This window comes from Georgenia sp. EYE_87, assembly GCF_023148685.1.
GTDB lineage: Bacteria > Actinomycetota > Actinomycetes > Actinomycetales > Actinomycetaceae > Georgenia.
The window spans coordinates 155,959-168,703 of record NZ_JAHXNL010000006.1 but is presented as its reverse complement, the minus strand read 5'-3'; the positions used below and the strand labels follow the sequence as shown (position 1 = coordinate 168,703).

At 73.3% G+C, this 12,745-nt stretch carries 15 protein-coding genes; 8 read left to right on the top strand and 7 right to left on the bottom strand.

The features are described from left to right. The first annotated feature begins 80 nt into the window (after positions 1-80). Entirely contained in the window at positions 81-833 is a 753-nt protein-coding gene (locus tag KZX45_RS10955; RefSeq protein ID WP_248257762.1) for a GntR family transcriptional regulator, read from the top strand. 369 nt (positions 834-1,202) lie between these two features. Then, complete coding sequence (locus KZX45_RS10950) at positions 1,203-1,352, top strand: hypothetical protein (protein WP_248257761.1); 150 nt, start codon at positions 1,203-1,205, stop codon at positions 1,350-1,352. 147 nt (positions 1,353-1,499) lie between these two features. On the opposite strand, the gene KZX45_RS10945 is transcribed toward KZX45_RS10950, so the two are convergent. The 4 genes from KZX45_RS10945 to KZX45_RS10930 form a co-directional block, all read right to left on the bottom strand. Continuing rightward, positions 1,500-2,516 (bottom strand): NAD(P)-dependent alcohol dehydrogenase, encoded by a 1,017-nt coding sequence (locus KZX45_RS10945; protein ID WP_248257760.1) that lies wholly within the window; start codon positions 2,514-2,516, stop codon positions 1,500-1,502. 1 nt (position 2,517) lies between these two features. Then, on the bottom strand, positions 2,518-2,733 hold the full coding sequence (locus KZX45_RS10940) for a helix-turn-helix transcriptional regulator (RefSeq protein ID WP_248257759.1): 216 nt from the start codon (positions 2,731-2,733) through the stop codon (positions 2,518-2,520). Further along, positions 2,733-3,167: a hypothetical protein gene (locus KZX45_RS10935; RefSeq protein ID WP_248257758.1), complete on the bottom strand. Its 435-nt coding sequence runs from the start codon at positions 3,165-3,167 to the stop codon at positions 2,733-2,735. The genes KZX45_RS10940 and KZX45_RS10935 overlap by 1 nt, the downstream gene beginning before the upstream one ends. 166 nt (positions 3,168-3,333) lie before the next feature. Next, entirely contained in the window at positions 3,334-3,993 is a 660-nt protein-coding gene (locus tag KZX45_RS10930) for a TetR/AcrR family transcriptional regulator (RefSeq protein WP_248257757.1), read from the bottom strand. Positions 3,994-4,072: 79 nt separating this feature from the next. Between KZX45_RS10930 and KZX45_RS10925 the strand changes: the two genes are divergently transcribed. The 6 genes from KZX45_RS10925 to KZX45_RS10900 all read left to right on the top strand — a co-directional run bounded on the left by KZX45_RS10925 (position 4,073) and on the right by KZX45_RS10900 (position 10,725). Continuing rightward, the gene (locus KZX45_RS10925) at positions 4,073-5,788 is read left to right on the top strand and encodes an ABC transporter substrate-binding protein (RefSeq protein WP_248257756.1); all 1,716 of its coding nucleotides are present in this window, start codon (positions 4,073-4,075) and stop codon (positions 5,786-5,788) included. A gap of 13 nt (positions 5,789-5,801) precedes the next feature. Beyond that, positions 5,802-6,791 (top strand): ABC transporter permease, encoded by a 990-nt coding sequence (locus KZX45_RS10920; RefSeq protein WP_248257755.1) that lies wholly within the window; start codon positions 5,802-5,804, stop codon positions 6,789-6,791. Further along, positions 6,788-7,654: an ABC transporter permease gene (locus tag KZX45_RS10915; RefSeq protein WP_248257754.1), complete on the top strand. Its 867-nt coding sequence runs from the start codon at positions 6,788-6,790 to the stop codon at positions 7,652-7,654. The genes KZX45_RS10920 and KZX45_RS10915 overlap by 4 nt, the downstream gene beginning before the upstream one ends. Then, a complete protein-coding gene (locus KZX45_RS10910; protein WP_248257753.1) occupies positions 7,651-9,210 on the top strand; it encodes an ABC transporter ATP-binding protein in 1,560 nt (519 codons plus the stop codon). Before KZX45_RS10915 ends, KZX45_RS10910 begins: the two co-directional genes overlap by 4 nt. A gap of 178 nt (positions 9,211-9,388) precedes the next feature. After that, a complete protein-coding gene (locus KZX45_RS10905; protein WP_248257752.1) occupies positions 9,389-10,078 on the top strand; it encodes an LmeA family phospholipid-binding protein in 690 nt (229 codons plus the stop codon). A 374-nt stretch (positions 10,079-10,452) separates the two neighbouring features. Then, on the top strand, positions 10,453-10,725 hold the full coding sequence (locus tag KZX45_RS10900; RefSeq protein WP_248257751.1) for a nuclease: 273 nt from the start codon (positions 10,453-10,455) through the stop codon (positions 10,723-10,725). Here the strand turns inward: KZX45_RS10900 and KZX45_RS10895 are convergent. From KZX45_RS10895 to KZX45_RS10885, 3 genes are all read right to left on the bottom strand, one after another. Then, on the bottom strand, positions 10,722-11,126 hold the full coding sequence (locus KZX45_RS10895) for an aldehyde dehydrogenase (protein ID WP_248257750.1): 405 nt from the start codon (positions 11,124-11,126) through the stop codon (positions 10,722-10,724). The two genes, KZX45_RS10900 and KZX45_RS10895, sit on opposite strands and share 4 nt — an antisense overlap. Positions 11,127-11,231: 105 nt before the next feature. Beyond that, on the bottom strand, positions 11,232-12,563 hold the full coding sequence (locus tag KZX45_RS10890; protein ID WP_248257749.1) for an MFS transporter: 1,332 nt from the start codon (positions 12,561-12,563) through the stop codon (positions 11,232-11,234). Then, positions 12,560-12,718: a hypothetical protein gene (locus tag KZX45_RS10885; protein ID WP_248257748.1), complete on the bottom strand. Its 159-nt coding sequence runs from the start codon at positions 12,716-12,718 to the stop codon at positions 12,560-12,562. Before KZX45_RS10885 ends, KZX45_RS10890 begins: the two co-directional genes overlap by 4 nt. Positions 12,719-12,745 lie beyond the last annotated feature (27 nt).

The window sequence follows — 12,745 nt, the reverse complement described above, 5'->3', positions numbered from 1 at the left end:
TCCGCCACCCGTCGGGAAGTCCTCGGCGATCCGGAGGAGCGCCCATGAATATTTTTCGTGCTTGCTGATACATTGTACCCATGGCGCGCGGAACGCATTGGGAGACCATGGGCGGCGAGATTCGTGAGCTCCTGCGCTCTGACATCCTGGCGGCACGGTGGCGACCCGGCGCGAAGCTCCAGGTGGCGCAGCTCTCGGAGCTGTACTCGACGAGCACCACGGTGGTGCGTGAGGCACTGACGCGGCTCGCCGGGGAGCGGCTGGTCCAGGTGCGGCCCAACCGCGGGTTCTTCGTCGCCGAGTACAGCCTTGACGAGCTCCGAGACATCAATGAACTCCGCTGCCGCGTCGAGGAGTACGGCATCTCCCTCGCCATCGAGCGCGGCGACCTCAGCTGGGAGTCCGCGCTCATGGCCAGCCATCACACCCTTGAGCGCACACCGCGCCGCCGATCGGACGATCCGCACCACGTCAACGACGCCTGGTTCGTCGCGCACCGTGCGTTCCATGCCAAGCTGCTCGAGCCGTGCGGGCTCGAGGTGCTGACTGACCTCGCCGCGATGCTCGCGGACAGCACGCTGCTGTACCGGCAGATGGTCGCACCGACATCGAAGGCCGAGTCGCGCGACATCGAAGGGGAGCACAAGGCGATCCTCGACGCCGTGCTGGCGCGCGACAGTGCGCTCGCGGGCCAGCTCCTGCGCGAGCACTACACGCGCACGCTAGAGGTGATCGCTGCGGCTGAGATCCATGGGGGCGAGGCGGAGCCGGCGGCGACCCAAGGAGACGCGCCGTCCACGCGCAGCCCGCGTGCTGCCCGCAGCGGTTCGTAGGCCGGGACAGATTCCGCGCGGCTTCCACGTCGGTTGCTGGCGACTTGCCGGCGGACGCGATCGTGCCACGGGTGTGACACTGGGCCCCGGCATCCTCATTTGTCATCGGCCCCTCGCAACCTTCGCGCTGTCTAGCCTGGGCCGGCAGAGCAATTTCACGGCGTGACCGTGGTCAGCACCAGCTTCCAGATCGCCGGATGCCTGGGCACCTCGCTCGCCATCGGCGTGTGGGATCGGCGAGTCCGCCGATCTGGAGGACGCCCTGGCGGACCTGCGCCTGGCCATCCACGAGGTCGTCACGGTGGACGCGAACGACTCGATCGCCGACGCCGTCGCAGGGCTGTCCGACAGCACCTTAAGAAGGTGCCGGTGGCCCGCGGCGAGAACGGCCCGATGATCGGCATCGTCAGCAGGCCCGCGGCGAAACGGTTCGCGATCGCCTCCTACCTCGCCTCCCGCGAGGAGCGGGCCCAGCCCGACGAGATCAGCGCCGTCGAGCGCGAGCCGCAGCTCGCCTGATCGGGCGGACGTCTCTCGGTCGCGACGACGAGGGTGGGGTGCCGAGCTGCGGCGCCCCACCCTCGTCGGCGTTCCGGACTGCTCTCACCGCGAGCCTCACGGACGCGGTGCATGGTTCTCCCGCCCGACGCCGGAACGCCAGCGAGCTCAGTGTCCGGGGACCACGATCACCTTGCCGACCGTGTGGCCGGCGTCGACATGGGTGAGCGCCTCGCGTGCCTCGGTCAACGGCCACGTCCGCTCGATCACCGGCGTGATACGGCCCTCTGCGGCGAGCGCGACGAGCTCGGCGAGTACCTCGGGTTTCGGGACGGCGACCAGCGGACGGAGACGACGCTTCGCTCCGACAGAGAGCAGGACAGCCTGCAGGATCCGCGGTATCGGACCCAGCACCCGGCCACCGAGGCCCGCCACCATCACGAGCGTTCCGCCCGTCACGAGCAACCGGCGCAGCGCGCGGAGCGGAGCGGTCCCGGCGATGTCGATGATCGCGTCGAAGGATGCCTCGGGGAGCTCCTCGACGGCCGTGGAGCGGTGGTCGAAGGTGCGTGCGGCGCCCAACCGCTCGACAAGCGAGCGGTTGCCCTCGCCGCACAGCGCCCAGACCTCTGCACTCCTCATCGCAGCGAGTTGCACCGTGAAGGTGCCGACGCCGCCCGACGCCCCGATCACGAGAACGCGAAGACCGACTGAGTCAGCGGTCACCCCCGCCCGCTCCAACGCCTGCCACGCCGTGCCTGCGGCCATCGGCAGCGCGGCCGCCGTCGCCGGGGCGAGGCCGGCGGGGCGGCGCACCAGCCGCGCGGCGGGGGAGACGGCGTACTCGGCAAGCGCCCCGCCGGGAAGCTCACCCACCACCTCGTCGCCTACCGCCAGCCCGGACACGTCCTCACCGACGGCATGGACGGTGCCCGCGGCGTCCGTACCCCTTCCGGGCTGCTTCGGTCGGCGGATCCCGAACGCGAGACGCAGCAGCAACGGGTCACCGCGCAGCAGGCGGACGTCTGCGGCGTTGAGCACAGTCGCGCCGATCCCGACCAGCACCTCTCCGCGCCCCGGGCTCGGGACCGGCATCTGCTCGGCACGGACAACCTCCGGCCCGCCGTACTCGGTCTGCCGCCACGCCGTCATGGTCCGCGCCGTGGCTTCCGTCTTGTCGGTCATGTCATGCCTCCGGGTACTGGAAGAGGTCGTCGAGGCCAAGGCCGAAGACGCGGGAGATCTGGAAGGCGAGCTCGAGGGTCGGGGAGTACTTGCCCTGCTCGATCGCGATGAGGGTCTGGCGCGTGACACCGATCTGCCTAGCGAGTTCGGCCTGCGTCATCCCGGCTCCCTCCCGAACGGCGCGTATCGAGTTGGTGACCTTCGTGGGCCTGACCATCAGACCAGTCCTCGCCGGTAGGCGGTCACGCCCGCGATGCCGCCGACGATGGCCGAGAGGGCGAAGCCGAAGAACATCGTGTTCGCGATCCAGAACCAGTGGGCCTGAAGGCCGCACAGCACGATCACTCCGAGACCGGCGATCACGAGGAAGGACTGGCCGACGCGCGAGCCCATGCGCGAGATCTCACGGTCGCGTTCGTCGGACCTGCCGACTCCGTCGGGGTCGCGCGTGCCCGCGACGATCCCCCAGACCACGCTCACCACTATGGCGGCGACGATGCTGCCACCGATCGTCCAGAGCATGACCGGCCACCAGCCGACCTCCGTGAGCGGACGCCCCGCCGCCTCCTGCAGCACGACGACGACGTACACGATCACGCCGATCACACTCACGATGAGGCTTGACCACATGTTGCGCTCTTCGTAGACCATCGCCCGCTCCCCAATGTCAGAAATGTTTGACATTGGGGAGCGTAGGTCGACCGTGCGGCTGATGTCAAGAAATATTTACATCTGCCTCGTGGGCCGAGAGTCCCGAGGTCGCGCCGACCCATCTCAGTGAGCACCCCGGAGCCCCGTGGTGTCTGTGCGGGGTCGCTCAGGAGCTGACGGGGCGGCCGGTGCCGAGGACGTCGAGCGCACGGGTGAGCGCCTCCGTGAACGGCTCGCGCGGCACGCCTGAGCGCGACCAGGCCCTCAGTGCGGCCAGGAAGGCGCCCGCGTGCGCCCTTCCGAGCACCTCGGCGGTGAGCTCGTCGGCACCGCGACGGCGGAGGTGGTCCGCGACGATCCGCCCCGCGCGGCTCTGGCGGCGGGCGGCGGACGCCTCCAGCTCCTCGGTCACCCCCATCGGCTCGGCGTTCGCGAAGGCCAGGACGACCGTGCCGGGCTCGAGCCCGGCGGCCGTGCGGATCAGTGCGTCACGGACCTCGGCCACGGCCGCGGTGACCGCGTGGGGGGCGGCAAGGGCTGTGTCGGACGCACGGATGTCGGCAACCGCGTCGGGTGCGCTGCCCCGCACGGCACCGCCGAGGTCGGCGGCCAGGCCCTCCAGCGCGTCGTCGACGGAGGTCCACAGCAGGTCGCTCTTGGTCGGGATGTAGTTGAAGAAGGTGTTGCGGCTCACGCCGGCGCGCTGGGTGATGTCCGCCACGGACGTGGCCGCGTAACCCTTCTCGAGGAACAGCTCGCAGGCCGCCTCCTCCAGGATCTCGCGGGAGGCGGACCGCGGCCGGCCCGCGCGGCGCCCTGTGCTCACACCGTGATCGTACGGACCCGGGTCCTGGACCGCGGGATATTGTTGGTCTCTGCCCAACAATCCAGTGAAGGTGCGATCCATGGCCGTTGCCCGGCTCTCCGACCTGCCCGCGCGACGAGGCGCCCGCCTGCCCGGCCGACGAGGCGCCCACCTGGCCGCGGGCGCGGCCGCGCTGGCCCTCGTGCTCGCCGCCTGCAGCGGCGGCGGCGGTGACGACGACGCCGCGGGCGGCGCGGGGGAGCCCGTGGATGGCGGCACCCTGGTCTACGCCACCGGCGACGCCGAGCCCACCTGCCTCGACCCGCACGTGGGCGGCAACTACCCCCAGGCGCTGATCAGCACCCAGTACCTCGAGCCGCTCGTCGGCCGGGACGCCGACGGCGAGATCCAGCCCTGGCTGGCCACCGACTGGCAGGTCAGCGACGACGGCCTGACCTGGGACCTGACCCTCGCCGATGACGTCACCTTCACCGACGGCACCCCGATGGACGCCGAGGCGGTCAAGGTCAACATCGAGCACCTCCAGGACCCGGACACCGCCTCGTCCACCGGCTGGCTCGCGGTGCAGAAGATCGCCGAGGTGGAGCCGGTCGACGAGACCCACGTGCGCCTCCACCTGTCCGAGCCGGACTCCGCGCTCCTGGAGTCGCTGTCGATGCAGTGGACCGCGATGCAGTCGCCGGCGGGCATCGCGCGCGGCATGGAGGAGAACTGCGCCGCACCGATCGGCACCGGCCCCTTCGTCGTCGCGGACTGGGTGCCCCAGCAGCACGTCGTCCTCGAGCGCAACGAGGACTACTCCACGCCCGGCCCCCAGGCCGAGAACGACGGCCCCGCGCACCTGGAGCGGATCGAGTGGCGCTTCCTGCCCGACCCGGCCACCCGCTGGGCGGCACTGCAGTCCGGCGAGGTGCACGTCATCGACAACCCCGAGCCCGAGGTGATCGTCGCCGCCGAGGCCGGAGGGGAGTTCACCCACATCGACGCCCCGCGCCCCGGCTCGGTCAACCGGATCGAGCTCAACTCGTCCCAGCCGCCCTTCGACGACGTCCGGGTGCGTCAGGCGTTCATCTACTCCGCGGACGTCGACCCCGGCATCGAGACGCTCTACCAGGGCGTGGCCACCCGCTCCCACTCGCCGCTGTCCAGCGTCGAGCCGACGGCCTACTCGGACCCCTCGCTCTTCGTCACCGACCTGGAGGAGGCCGGGCGGCTGCTCGACGAGGCCGGCTGGTCGGAGGTCGACGACGAGGGGTACCGCGTCCGGGACGGCGAGCGGCTCACCGTGCGCCTCCCCGTGAGCACGAACCAGTCGGTCGCCGCCGAGCAGTCGCTCTTCGAGCAGATCCAGGCCAACACCCGCCAGGTGGGCTTCGAGGTCGTCCTCACCCCGCTCGACCTGTCCGCCTGGTACGGCGCCCTGGCCGCGCCCGAGGACGGCGGGGAGAACCAGTACGAGGCCGTCAGCGCCCCGTACACCAAGGTGGGCCCGGACGTGCTGCGGATCCTCTACCACTCCGACAGCACCGTGCCCGCCCCGAGCGGCTACTTCGCCAACCTCTCCCAGGTGACCGACGACGAGCTGGACGCCCTCCTCGACGAGGCGGCCCGCAGCACCGACCCCGAGCGGCGTGCCGACCTGTACACGGAGGTCCAGAAGCGCGTCCTCGAGGGCTACTACATCCTGCCGCTGTACGACCAGCAGAACCACTTCCTCACCCGCGGGGTCACCGACGTCAGGACGCTCGGCACCGTGTCCACCCCCACCTTCGTCGACGCCCGGCTGACCTCCTGAGGGGACCCGCCTCATGACCGTGCTGCGCTGGCTGCTGGGGCGCCTCGCCGCGGCGGCGCTCGTGGCGTGGGTGGTCGCCACCGTCGTGTTCTTCGCGCTGCGCGCGGCCGGCGGCGACCCCTCCGAGGCGATCCTGGGCGGACCCGGCTCCCAGGCCGGCGAGGAGGCGATGGCCCGCGTGCGGGCGGAGTACGCCCTCGACGAACCGCTGGTGGTGCAGTACCTGCTCCAGCTCGCGCGCACCGTCACCTTCCAGCTCGGGGACTCCTACGCCCGACGCCGCCCCGTCGCCGAGCTCGTCGGCGACCAGCTCGGTGGCACCCTCGCGCTGGCGGCGCTCGGGCTCCTGCTCGCCTGGGCCATCGCCCTGGCGGTGGCGACGGCGGCGGTCCGGGCCCGCGGCCCCGTGGCCCGCCGGGCCGTCGGGCTGCTGCGCGCCGGGGAGGTCGTCGCCTCGGTGACGCCGCACTTCTGGCTCGGGGCCGTGCTCATCGCCGTCTTCGCCGGCGGCGCGGGCTGGCTGCCGGCCACGAGCGGCGACAACTCGCTGCGCTCGCTCCTCCTGCCCGCGATCACCCTGGCCGTGCCCGTGGCCGGCTTCCTCGGTCAGGTCATGCGCGACGGCCTCGAGGAGGCCCACACCGCCCCGTTCGCGACGACGGCGCGCACCCGCGGGGCCTCGGAGGGCTGGGTCCTGTGGCGGCACTCCCTGCGCCACGCGGCCCTGCCGGCGATCGCGCTCAGCGGCTGGGCCTTCGGCTCGCTGCTCTCCGGCGCCGTCGTCGTCGAGACCCTTTTCGGCCGGCCGGGCCTGGGCCGGCTGCTCGTCGACGCCACGCACTCGCGCGACGTCCCCCTCGTCATCGGCGTCGTGCTCGTCATCGCCCTGGGCTACGTCCTCGTCACCACGGTGGCCGACGTGCTCGAGCGGGTGGTGGACCCGCGGCTGCGCGAACGGGTCGAGGCCGTGCGGACGGCGCCGGCCGGCGAGGTGGTCGCGTGACGCGGGACGTCGCCGTCGGTCGGCCGGGGCAGGGGGCCGTGCGCGGGCGCGCGCCTCGGTGGGCGCGCACCCTGGGCCCGGGCGGCCTGGCCAGTGCCGCCGTCGTCGCCCTCGTCCTGCTCGCCGCGCTCTGGCCGACGCTCCTCGCCCCCGGCGACCCGACCTCCGTCGCCCCGGCGCAGGCCTACACGGCCCCGAACCCCGGGGCCGTCCTCGGGACCGACGCCTCCGGCCGCGACGTCTACACCCGGGTGGTCCACGGGGCGGGCCAGTCCCTCGGCGTCGGGGCGGCGGCCACCGCCATCGGCCTCGCGCTCGGCGTCATCCTCGGCTTCGGTGCGGCCGTCGGCCCGCGGTGGCTCGACGGCCTGCTCAGCCGGGTCATCGAGGTGCTCTTCGCCATGCCGAGCCTGGTGCTGGCGCTGCTGCTCGTGGCGGTGCTGGGCGCGGGGGTGGGGCCCTCGGTGGTCGCGGTCGGGCTGGCGACCGCGCCCGGGTACGCCCGCATCCTGCGCGCCCGCGCCCAGGCGGTCGTGCAGAGCCCGTACGTCCGGGCGGCGCGGCTGGAGGGAGCGTCCGCCCCGACGGCGTTCGTGCGGCACGTGGTGCCCAACACGGTGTGGCCGCTCGTCGCCGTCGCGACCCTCGGCGTCGGGCAGGCGATCGTCTGGGTCTCGGCCCTGAGCTACCTCGGGCTGGGCGCCCTGCCGCCGTCCCCGGAGTGGGGGGCCATGCTCAACGCCGGCCGGCTGCACATCACCACCGCGTGGTGGCTGACGGTCGCGCCGGGGCTGGCGATCACGGTGACGGCCGCCGCGCTGACCTTCCTCGGTCGGCGCCTCACCGCGGTGGCTCCGGCATGAGCGCCGCCCTGGACGTCGCGGGGCTGACGGTGAGCTTCCCCGGGGTCGGGGAGGTGCTGCGCGGCGTCGACCTGCGGCTGGAGCCCGGACGGTGCCTGGCCGTCGTCGGGGAGTCCGGCGCCGGGAAGTCCGTGCTGGCGCGCAGCGTCGTCGGCCTGGCCGGCGAGGGCGGCGCGCCCGCCACGGTCGCGGCCGAGCGCCTCGCGGTGGCCGGGCAGGACGTCACCCGCGCCGACGAGCGGCAGTGGCGCCGGCTGCGCGGCGAGCGGGTGGGCTTCGTGCTGCAGGACGCGCTGCAGTCGCTGGACCCGCTGCGCACGGTGGGCGCCGAGGTCGGCGAGTCGCTCCGGCTGCGCGGGATCGGTCGCCCCGAGCGGCGGCGCCGGGTGCTGGAGGCCCTCGCGCGCGCCGGCCTGGACGAGCCGGCCACCCGCGCCGCGCAGCGCTCCGGCGAGCTGTCCGGTGGGATGCGCCAGCGGGCCCTCATCGCCTCGGCGATCGTCTCCGGACCCTCGTTGCTGGTGGCCGACGAGCCGACCACCGCCCTGGACGCGACCGTGGCCCGCGGCGTGCTCGAGCTGCTCGGGCGGCTGCGCGACGCGGGGACGGCGGTGCTCCTGGTGACCCACGACCTCGGTGCCGTGGCGCGGCTGGCCGACGACGTCGTCGTCCTCGACGGCGGTCGCGTGGTCGAGGCCGGGCGCGTCGACGACGTCCTGGGCAGCCCCGGTCACGACGTCACCCGGGCCCTGCTGGCCGCCGTCCCGCGCGGGGCGCGCCGCCGCCCGCCCGTGCCGGCGAGCGAGCCGGAGGTGCTGCGCGCGACCGGGCTGCACCGCCGTTACCCGCTGCCCGGCGGCGGGACGGCGAACGCGCTGGACGGCGTCGACCTGGTCGTGCGCCGCGGGGAGGCGCTGGGGGTGGTGGGGGAGTCCGGGAGCGGGAAGTCCACCCTGGCGCGGATGCTCGTGGCCGCCGAGCGGCCCGACGCGGGCAGCGTCGAGCTCGCCGGCGCGCCGTGGAGCGAGCTGCCCGAGCGGCGCCGTCGGACCCGCCGTCACCTCGTCCGCCTCGTCCCGCAGGACCCGCTGGGCTCTTTCGACCCGCGCTGGGACGCGGGGCGGATCCTGCGGACGGCGCTGCGGGCCTCGGGCAGCGGCCGAACGCCGACGGAGCTGCTGGAGCTCGTGCGGCTGCCGGCGTCGGTCCTGGGCCGGCGGCCCCGGTCGCTGTCGGGCGGGCAGCGCCAGCGGCTCGCGATCGCACGGGCTCTGGCCGTCGAGCCGGCCGTCCTCGTGCTGGACGAGCCGGTCTCCGCGCTCGACGTCACGGTCCAGGCGGCGATCCTGGACCTGCTCGTCGAGCTGCAGGAGCGCACCGGGACGGCGCTGGTGGTCATCTCCCACGACCTCGCGGTCGTCCGGCAGGTCTGCGAGACGGTCGCCGTCATGCACGACGGGCGGATCGTCGAACGAGGCCCGGTCGAGTGGGTGTGGCGCCACCCGACCGCCTCCTTCACCCGCGCGCTGCTGGAGGCAGCGGCGACGCTTCCTTGACCCCCCACACACTCTCCGCAGATGCGGGAGAACCGTCGTCTGTCAGCGCATCCCGGTCGTGCGATCGGACGTGAGCGGCTCACCTGCGCGACGGCGGACGGGTTCGTGCGGCCACCTTTGCGCGGCGTGCGCCAGGTCTGGATCACGCGCGCAGCCGACGAGCCGTCAGACTGTCCTGATGGATCGGACACGTGCGAAGGACTGGCTGATCGGTGCCGTCGGGATGGTCCTGGTTCTGGGGGTCGCGGTCGCGATCCTCTGGTGGGTGATGAGCGACCCTGGCGGCGCGGGCGGGGCTAAGGAGTCATCGCCGACGGTGGAGGCCGGACGATCGCCGGGCGCAGAGCCACCCGCCGACCTGCGCGAGGACGAGGTGTGGCTCGCCGACCTGGCGCTGGACGCCGGGACAGTGGTGACCGCTCGCTCGGTGCTCCGCGACGTCAGGGCTGTCGGGCAGGACGTGGTCACGCGGCCGGACGGTCTCGTGGCTGCACGGCTGAGCGTGGAGGCGACCGTGCCGTTCGAGGTCGTCGCCGACGAGCTCGGTGACGGGACCGTGGTGCGCGCCGCCGACGGCGGCCAGGCCATGGTGGTCCGCACCGTCGAGGCCCTGGGCCGCGAGCTGCGCGTCATCGCCACCGGCACGGTCGAGGTCGAGGCCGGCAGGCTCGTTGTCGAGCCACGCTCCATCGACCTCGGCGGGCCAGACTTCCTCTCGAGAGCCATCGCCGACGTCGTGCGTGGGCTCGTGACCATCGAGCACGATATCGAGGGTCTGCCCGAGGGGCTCGTGCTCCAGGACGTCGCCGTCGAGGACGACGGGTTCCGTGCCAGCCTCCGGGGCGAGGGGGTCAAGATCGTCCCGTAGCGTCACAGTTCTCCCCGCGAGGCGTGCAGGGGCTACTGGTGCCCACCGAGCCGGTGTCCGCCATACGAGAGATCCATTGACACGATCCGGACCGTCCCGCAGACTCGTCCCCATGTTCACGGCCCGGCCAGTGCCAGTGGGCCCGCACTCCGCGGGCTCCGTCGACCTGCTGTCGACGCGCCGGCGCCTGTGTCGAATGTGTCGCTGACCCAGCCGCAGCTCTGACGAGCGCACCCGCAGGCGAGAGCCTGGACCGCGGCGCGCCGACCCCACCCGCTGCGTGGTGGCACATCCGACACCGCTTCCAGCTGGCGACAGCCAGCGCCCGGCGTCGGCCCCAGACCCGACTGAGCTTCGAAGCCGAGGAAACCAACGTGCTGAACCGAACCCTCTTTGACGTCCTGCCCATCCAGGAGGTCGTCGCCAACGCCTCGCCGAGCGCCTGGCGCGACGGCCTCGTCGTGTCCCAGGGGCCGGGCGCGCTGACCGTCATGCTGCTGGACGGCCAGGAGGGCACGCTGGTCACCGGGGCCACGCCCGAGGTCGGCGAGCCCGTCGCGATCCACCCCGTCGCCGAGGTGGTCGCGGTCGGAGGCACCTGGTACTCGGCGCGGCCCCTGGTCGGCGCCGACGGCGGGGCGAGCTAGGCGGTCCTCATCCCGGACATCGCCTTCGAGCAGGCGTCCACCATGGCGCGGCATGCCATGGCGCAGATCCGGCAGTGCTCCGACATCTCGGCGTGCATGTCGCACTCCGCCGCGCACGCCTCGCCCATGGCCATGCAGGCCGACATCATCGACGTCATGGTGCTCGTGTCGTAGCCGCCGGGCCGCATCATCATGCGCATCATCGCCGTCGCGACGTCGGCGGTGTTCATACACATGGAGGCGCAACGCCCCATGTTCTCATTGCTGCACGCGTCGGCACACATCGTCGCGGCCATCGACGCCGCCGAGCACGCCTCGATGCACTCCTGCATCGTCGTCATGTCCATGCCCGTCATGTCCGGCATGTGCATGGACTTCATCATGTCCGCCATCATGCTCATCACAGTTCGCCCGCCTTCGTCGCTGACCGGTGATTCCTGGCTCTTACGACGGTACGCCGGACGCCGTTGCGGACGCCACAGCCCCGGGGGTATCACCGCGCGCGCTCAGACGTGGAGAGTCCGTGCCCTGCCCACGCGCAGGCCGACGAGCACCTGGGCCACGGCGACGACGCCGACCACGAGCAGGACGGTCGCTCCCGGGCCGGTGACGTCGCGCAGCACCCCGGCCAGCACGAGACCCGCGGCGGCGAGCCCGTAACCCAGCGCCTGCGACATGGCCGAGAGCTGGCTCGCCGTGGCCGGGTCCGCCGCGCGCAGCCCGACGAGCGAGAGCGCGACGACGAACGCCGACCCCGTGCCCAGGCCGATGAGGACGATCCATACCCACAGCAGGCCCGGCGCCAGCCACACGCCCGCCATCGCCACGATCACCAGTCCCGGGACGACGGTGGTGGCGACGCGCTGGTCCCCGCCCACGCGCATCAGCGCCGGCACGGCGAGGTTGCCGACGATGGCCACGGCCTGGAACGCGAAGAGGTGCCAGCCCGCGGTCACCGCGTCCACGCCGAGGTCCTGCTCGACGCTCGGCAGCCAGTTGAGGAGGGTGTAGAACACCGTCGACTGCAGTCCCATGTAGGCCGCGACCAGCCACGCCAGCCGGTGCCGGTAGACCGAGTCGCGCCGGGCACGGGGAGCGGGGGCCGCACCAGGACCGCTGCGGTCGCCGCTCCCCGCGGGGTCCGCCGTCGAGGCCCGCTCCGTCGTCGGTGCCCCCTCCGCCGTCGGCGCCCGCTCCGCCGTCGGTGCCCCCTCCGCCGTCGGGTGTGCGGCCGGCACCGGCGCACTCGTCCTGGCTCTCCCGGACGCGCGCAGCCGGGGCAGCCACACGGCGAGGGCGAGCGCCACCGGCGCGGCCCACACCCCCAGCGCCAGCTCCCAGCCCCCCACGGCCGCCAGCGGGACGGCGACCCCGGAGGCGATGGCCGCGAACACGCTCTGGGTCGCCACGTACCACGCGGTCGTGGCGGGGACGCGCAGCGGGAAGTCCTTCTTCACCACCACCGGCAGCAGCACGTTCCCGACCGCGACCGTGGCGCCCACCAGCGCGGTCCCGATCCAGAGGTTCGTGGCCGGCCCGGGGGCGGACCGCAGCAGCGTGCCGAGGGCGAGGACCAGCAGCGACACCAGGACCGTGCGCTCCACGCCGAAGCGCCGCGCCAGGGGGTGCACCAGGGGAGAGACGACGGCGAACGCGACGATGGGGACCGCCGCCAGCACCCCCAGGGCCGAGCTGCCGAGCCCGGCGTCGTCGCCGATGACCGGCAGCACCGGGCCCACCGCCGTGATCACCGGGCGGAGGTTGAGCGCCACGAGGAGGATCCCCGCGAGCAGCAGCCACACGGGCAGCCGGCTCGAGGGACGGGCGAAGCTGCTCAATTCATCTGCTCCAGGAGGTCGAGGGGGACGACCGCGCCGGGGGAGGCGGCGGCGTCGCCCGCCCACCGTAGCGACACCCGGTGCGGCCCGACGTCGTCGGCCGGACGGGGGACGCGAGACGCCGTCCGGGCGAGGCCCGATGCGAGCCCTCTCATCCTCGGATCTCCGATCTCTCATGTCCC

Excerpts from the sequence above, each read along its gene's own strand:
- KZX45_RS10885 (WP_248257748.1), bottom strand. The coding sequence starts at position 12,718 with ATGAGAGGGCTCGCATCGGGCCTCGCCCGGACGGCGTCTCGCGTCCCC.
- KZX45_RS10925 (WP_248257756.1), top strand. The coding sequence starts at position 4,073 with ATGGCCGTTGCCCGGCTCTCCGACCTGCCCGCGCGACGAGGCGCCCGC.
- KZX45_RS10940 (WP_248257759.1), bottom strand. The coding sequence starts at position 2,733 with ATGGTCAGGCCCACGAAGGTCACCAACTCGATACGCGCCGTTCGGGAG.
- KZX45_RS10955 (WP_248257762.1), top strand. The coding sequence starts at position 81 with ATGGCGCGCGGAACGCATTGGGAGACCATGGGCGGCGAGATTCGTGAG.
- KZX45_RS10895 (WP_248257750.1), bottom strand. The coding sequence starts at position 11,126 with ATGAGCATGATGGCGGACATGATGAAGTCCATGCACATGCCGGACATG.
- KZX45_RS10945 (WP_248257760.1), bottom strand. The coding sequence starts at position 2,516 with ATGACCGACAAGACGGAAGCCACGGCGCGGACCATGACGGCGTGGCGG.
- KZX45_RS10905 (WP_248257752.1), top strand. The coding sequence starts at position 9,389 with ATGGATCGGACACGTGCGAAGGACTGGCTGATCGGTGCCGTCGGGATG.
- KZX45_RS10920 (WP_248257755.1), top strand. The coding sequence starts at position 5,802 with ATGACCGTGCTGCGCTGGCTGCTGGGGCGCCTCGCCGCGGCGGCGCTC.
- KZX45_RS10910 (WP_248257753.1), top strand. The coding sequence starts at position 7,651 with ATGAGCGCCGCCCTGGACGTCGCGGGGCTGACGGTGAGCTTCCCCGGG.
- KZX45_RS10935 (WP_248257758.1), bottom strand. The coding sequence starts at position 3,167 with ATGGTCTACGAAGAGCGCAACATGTGGTCAAGCCTCATCGTGAGTGTG.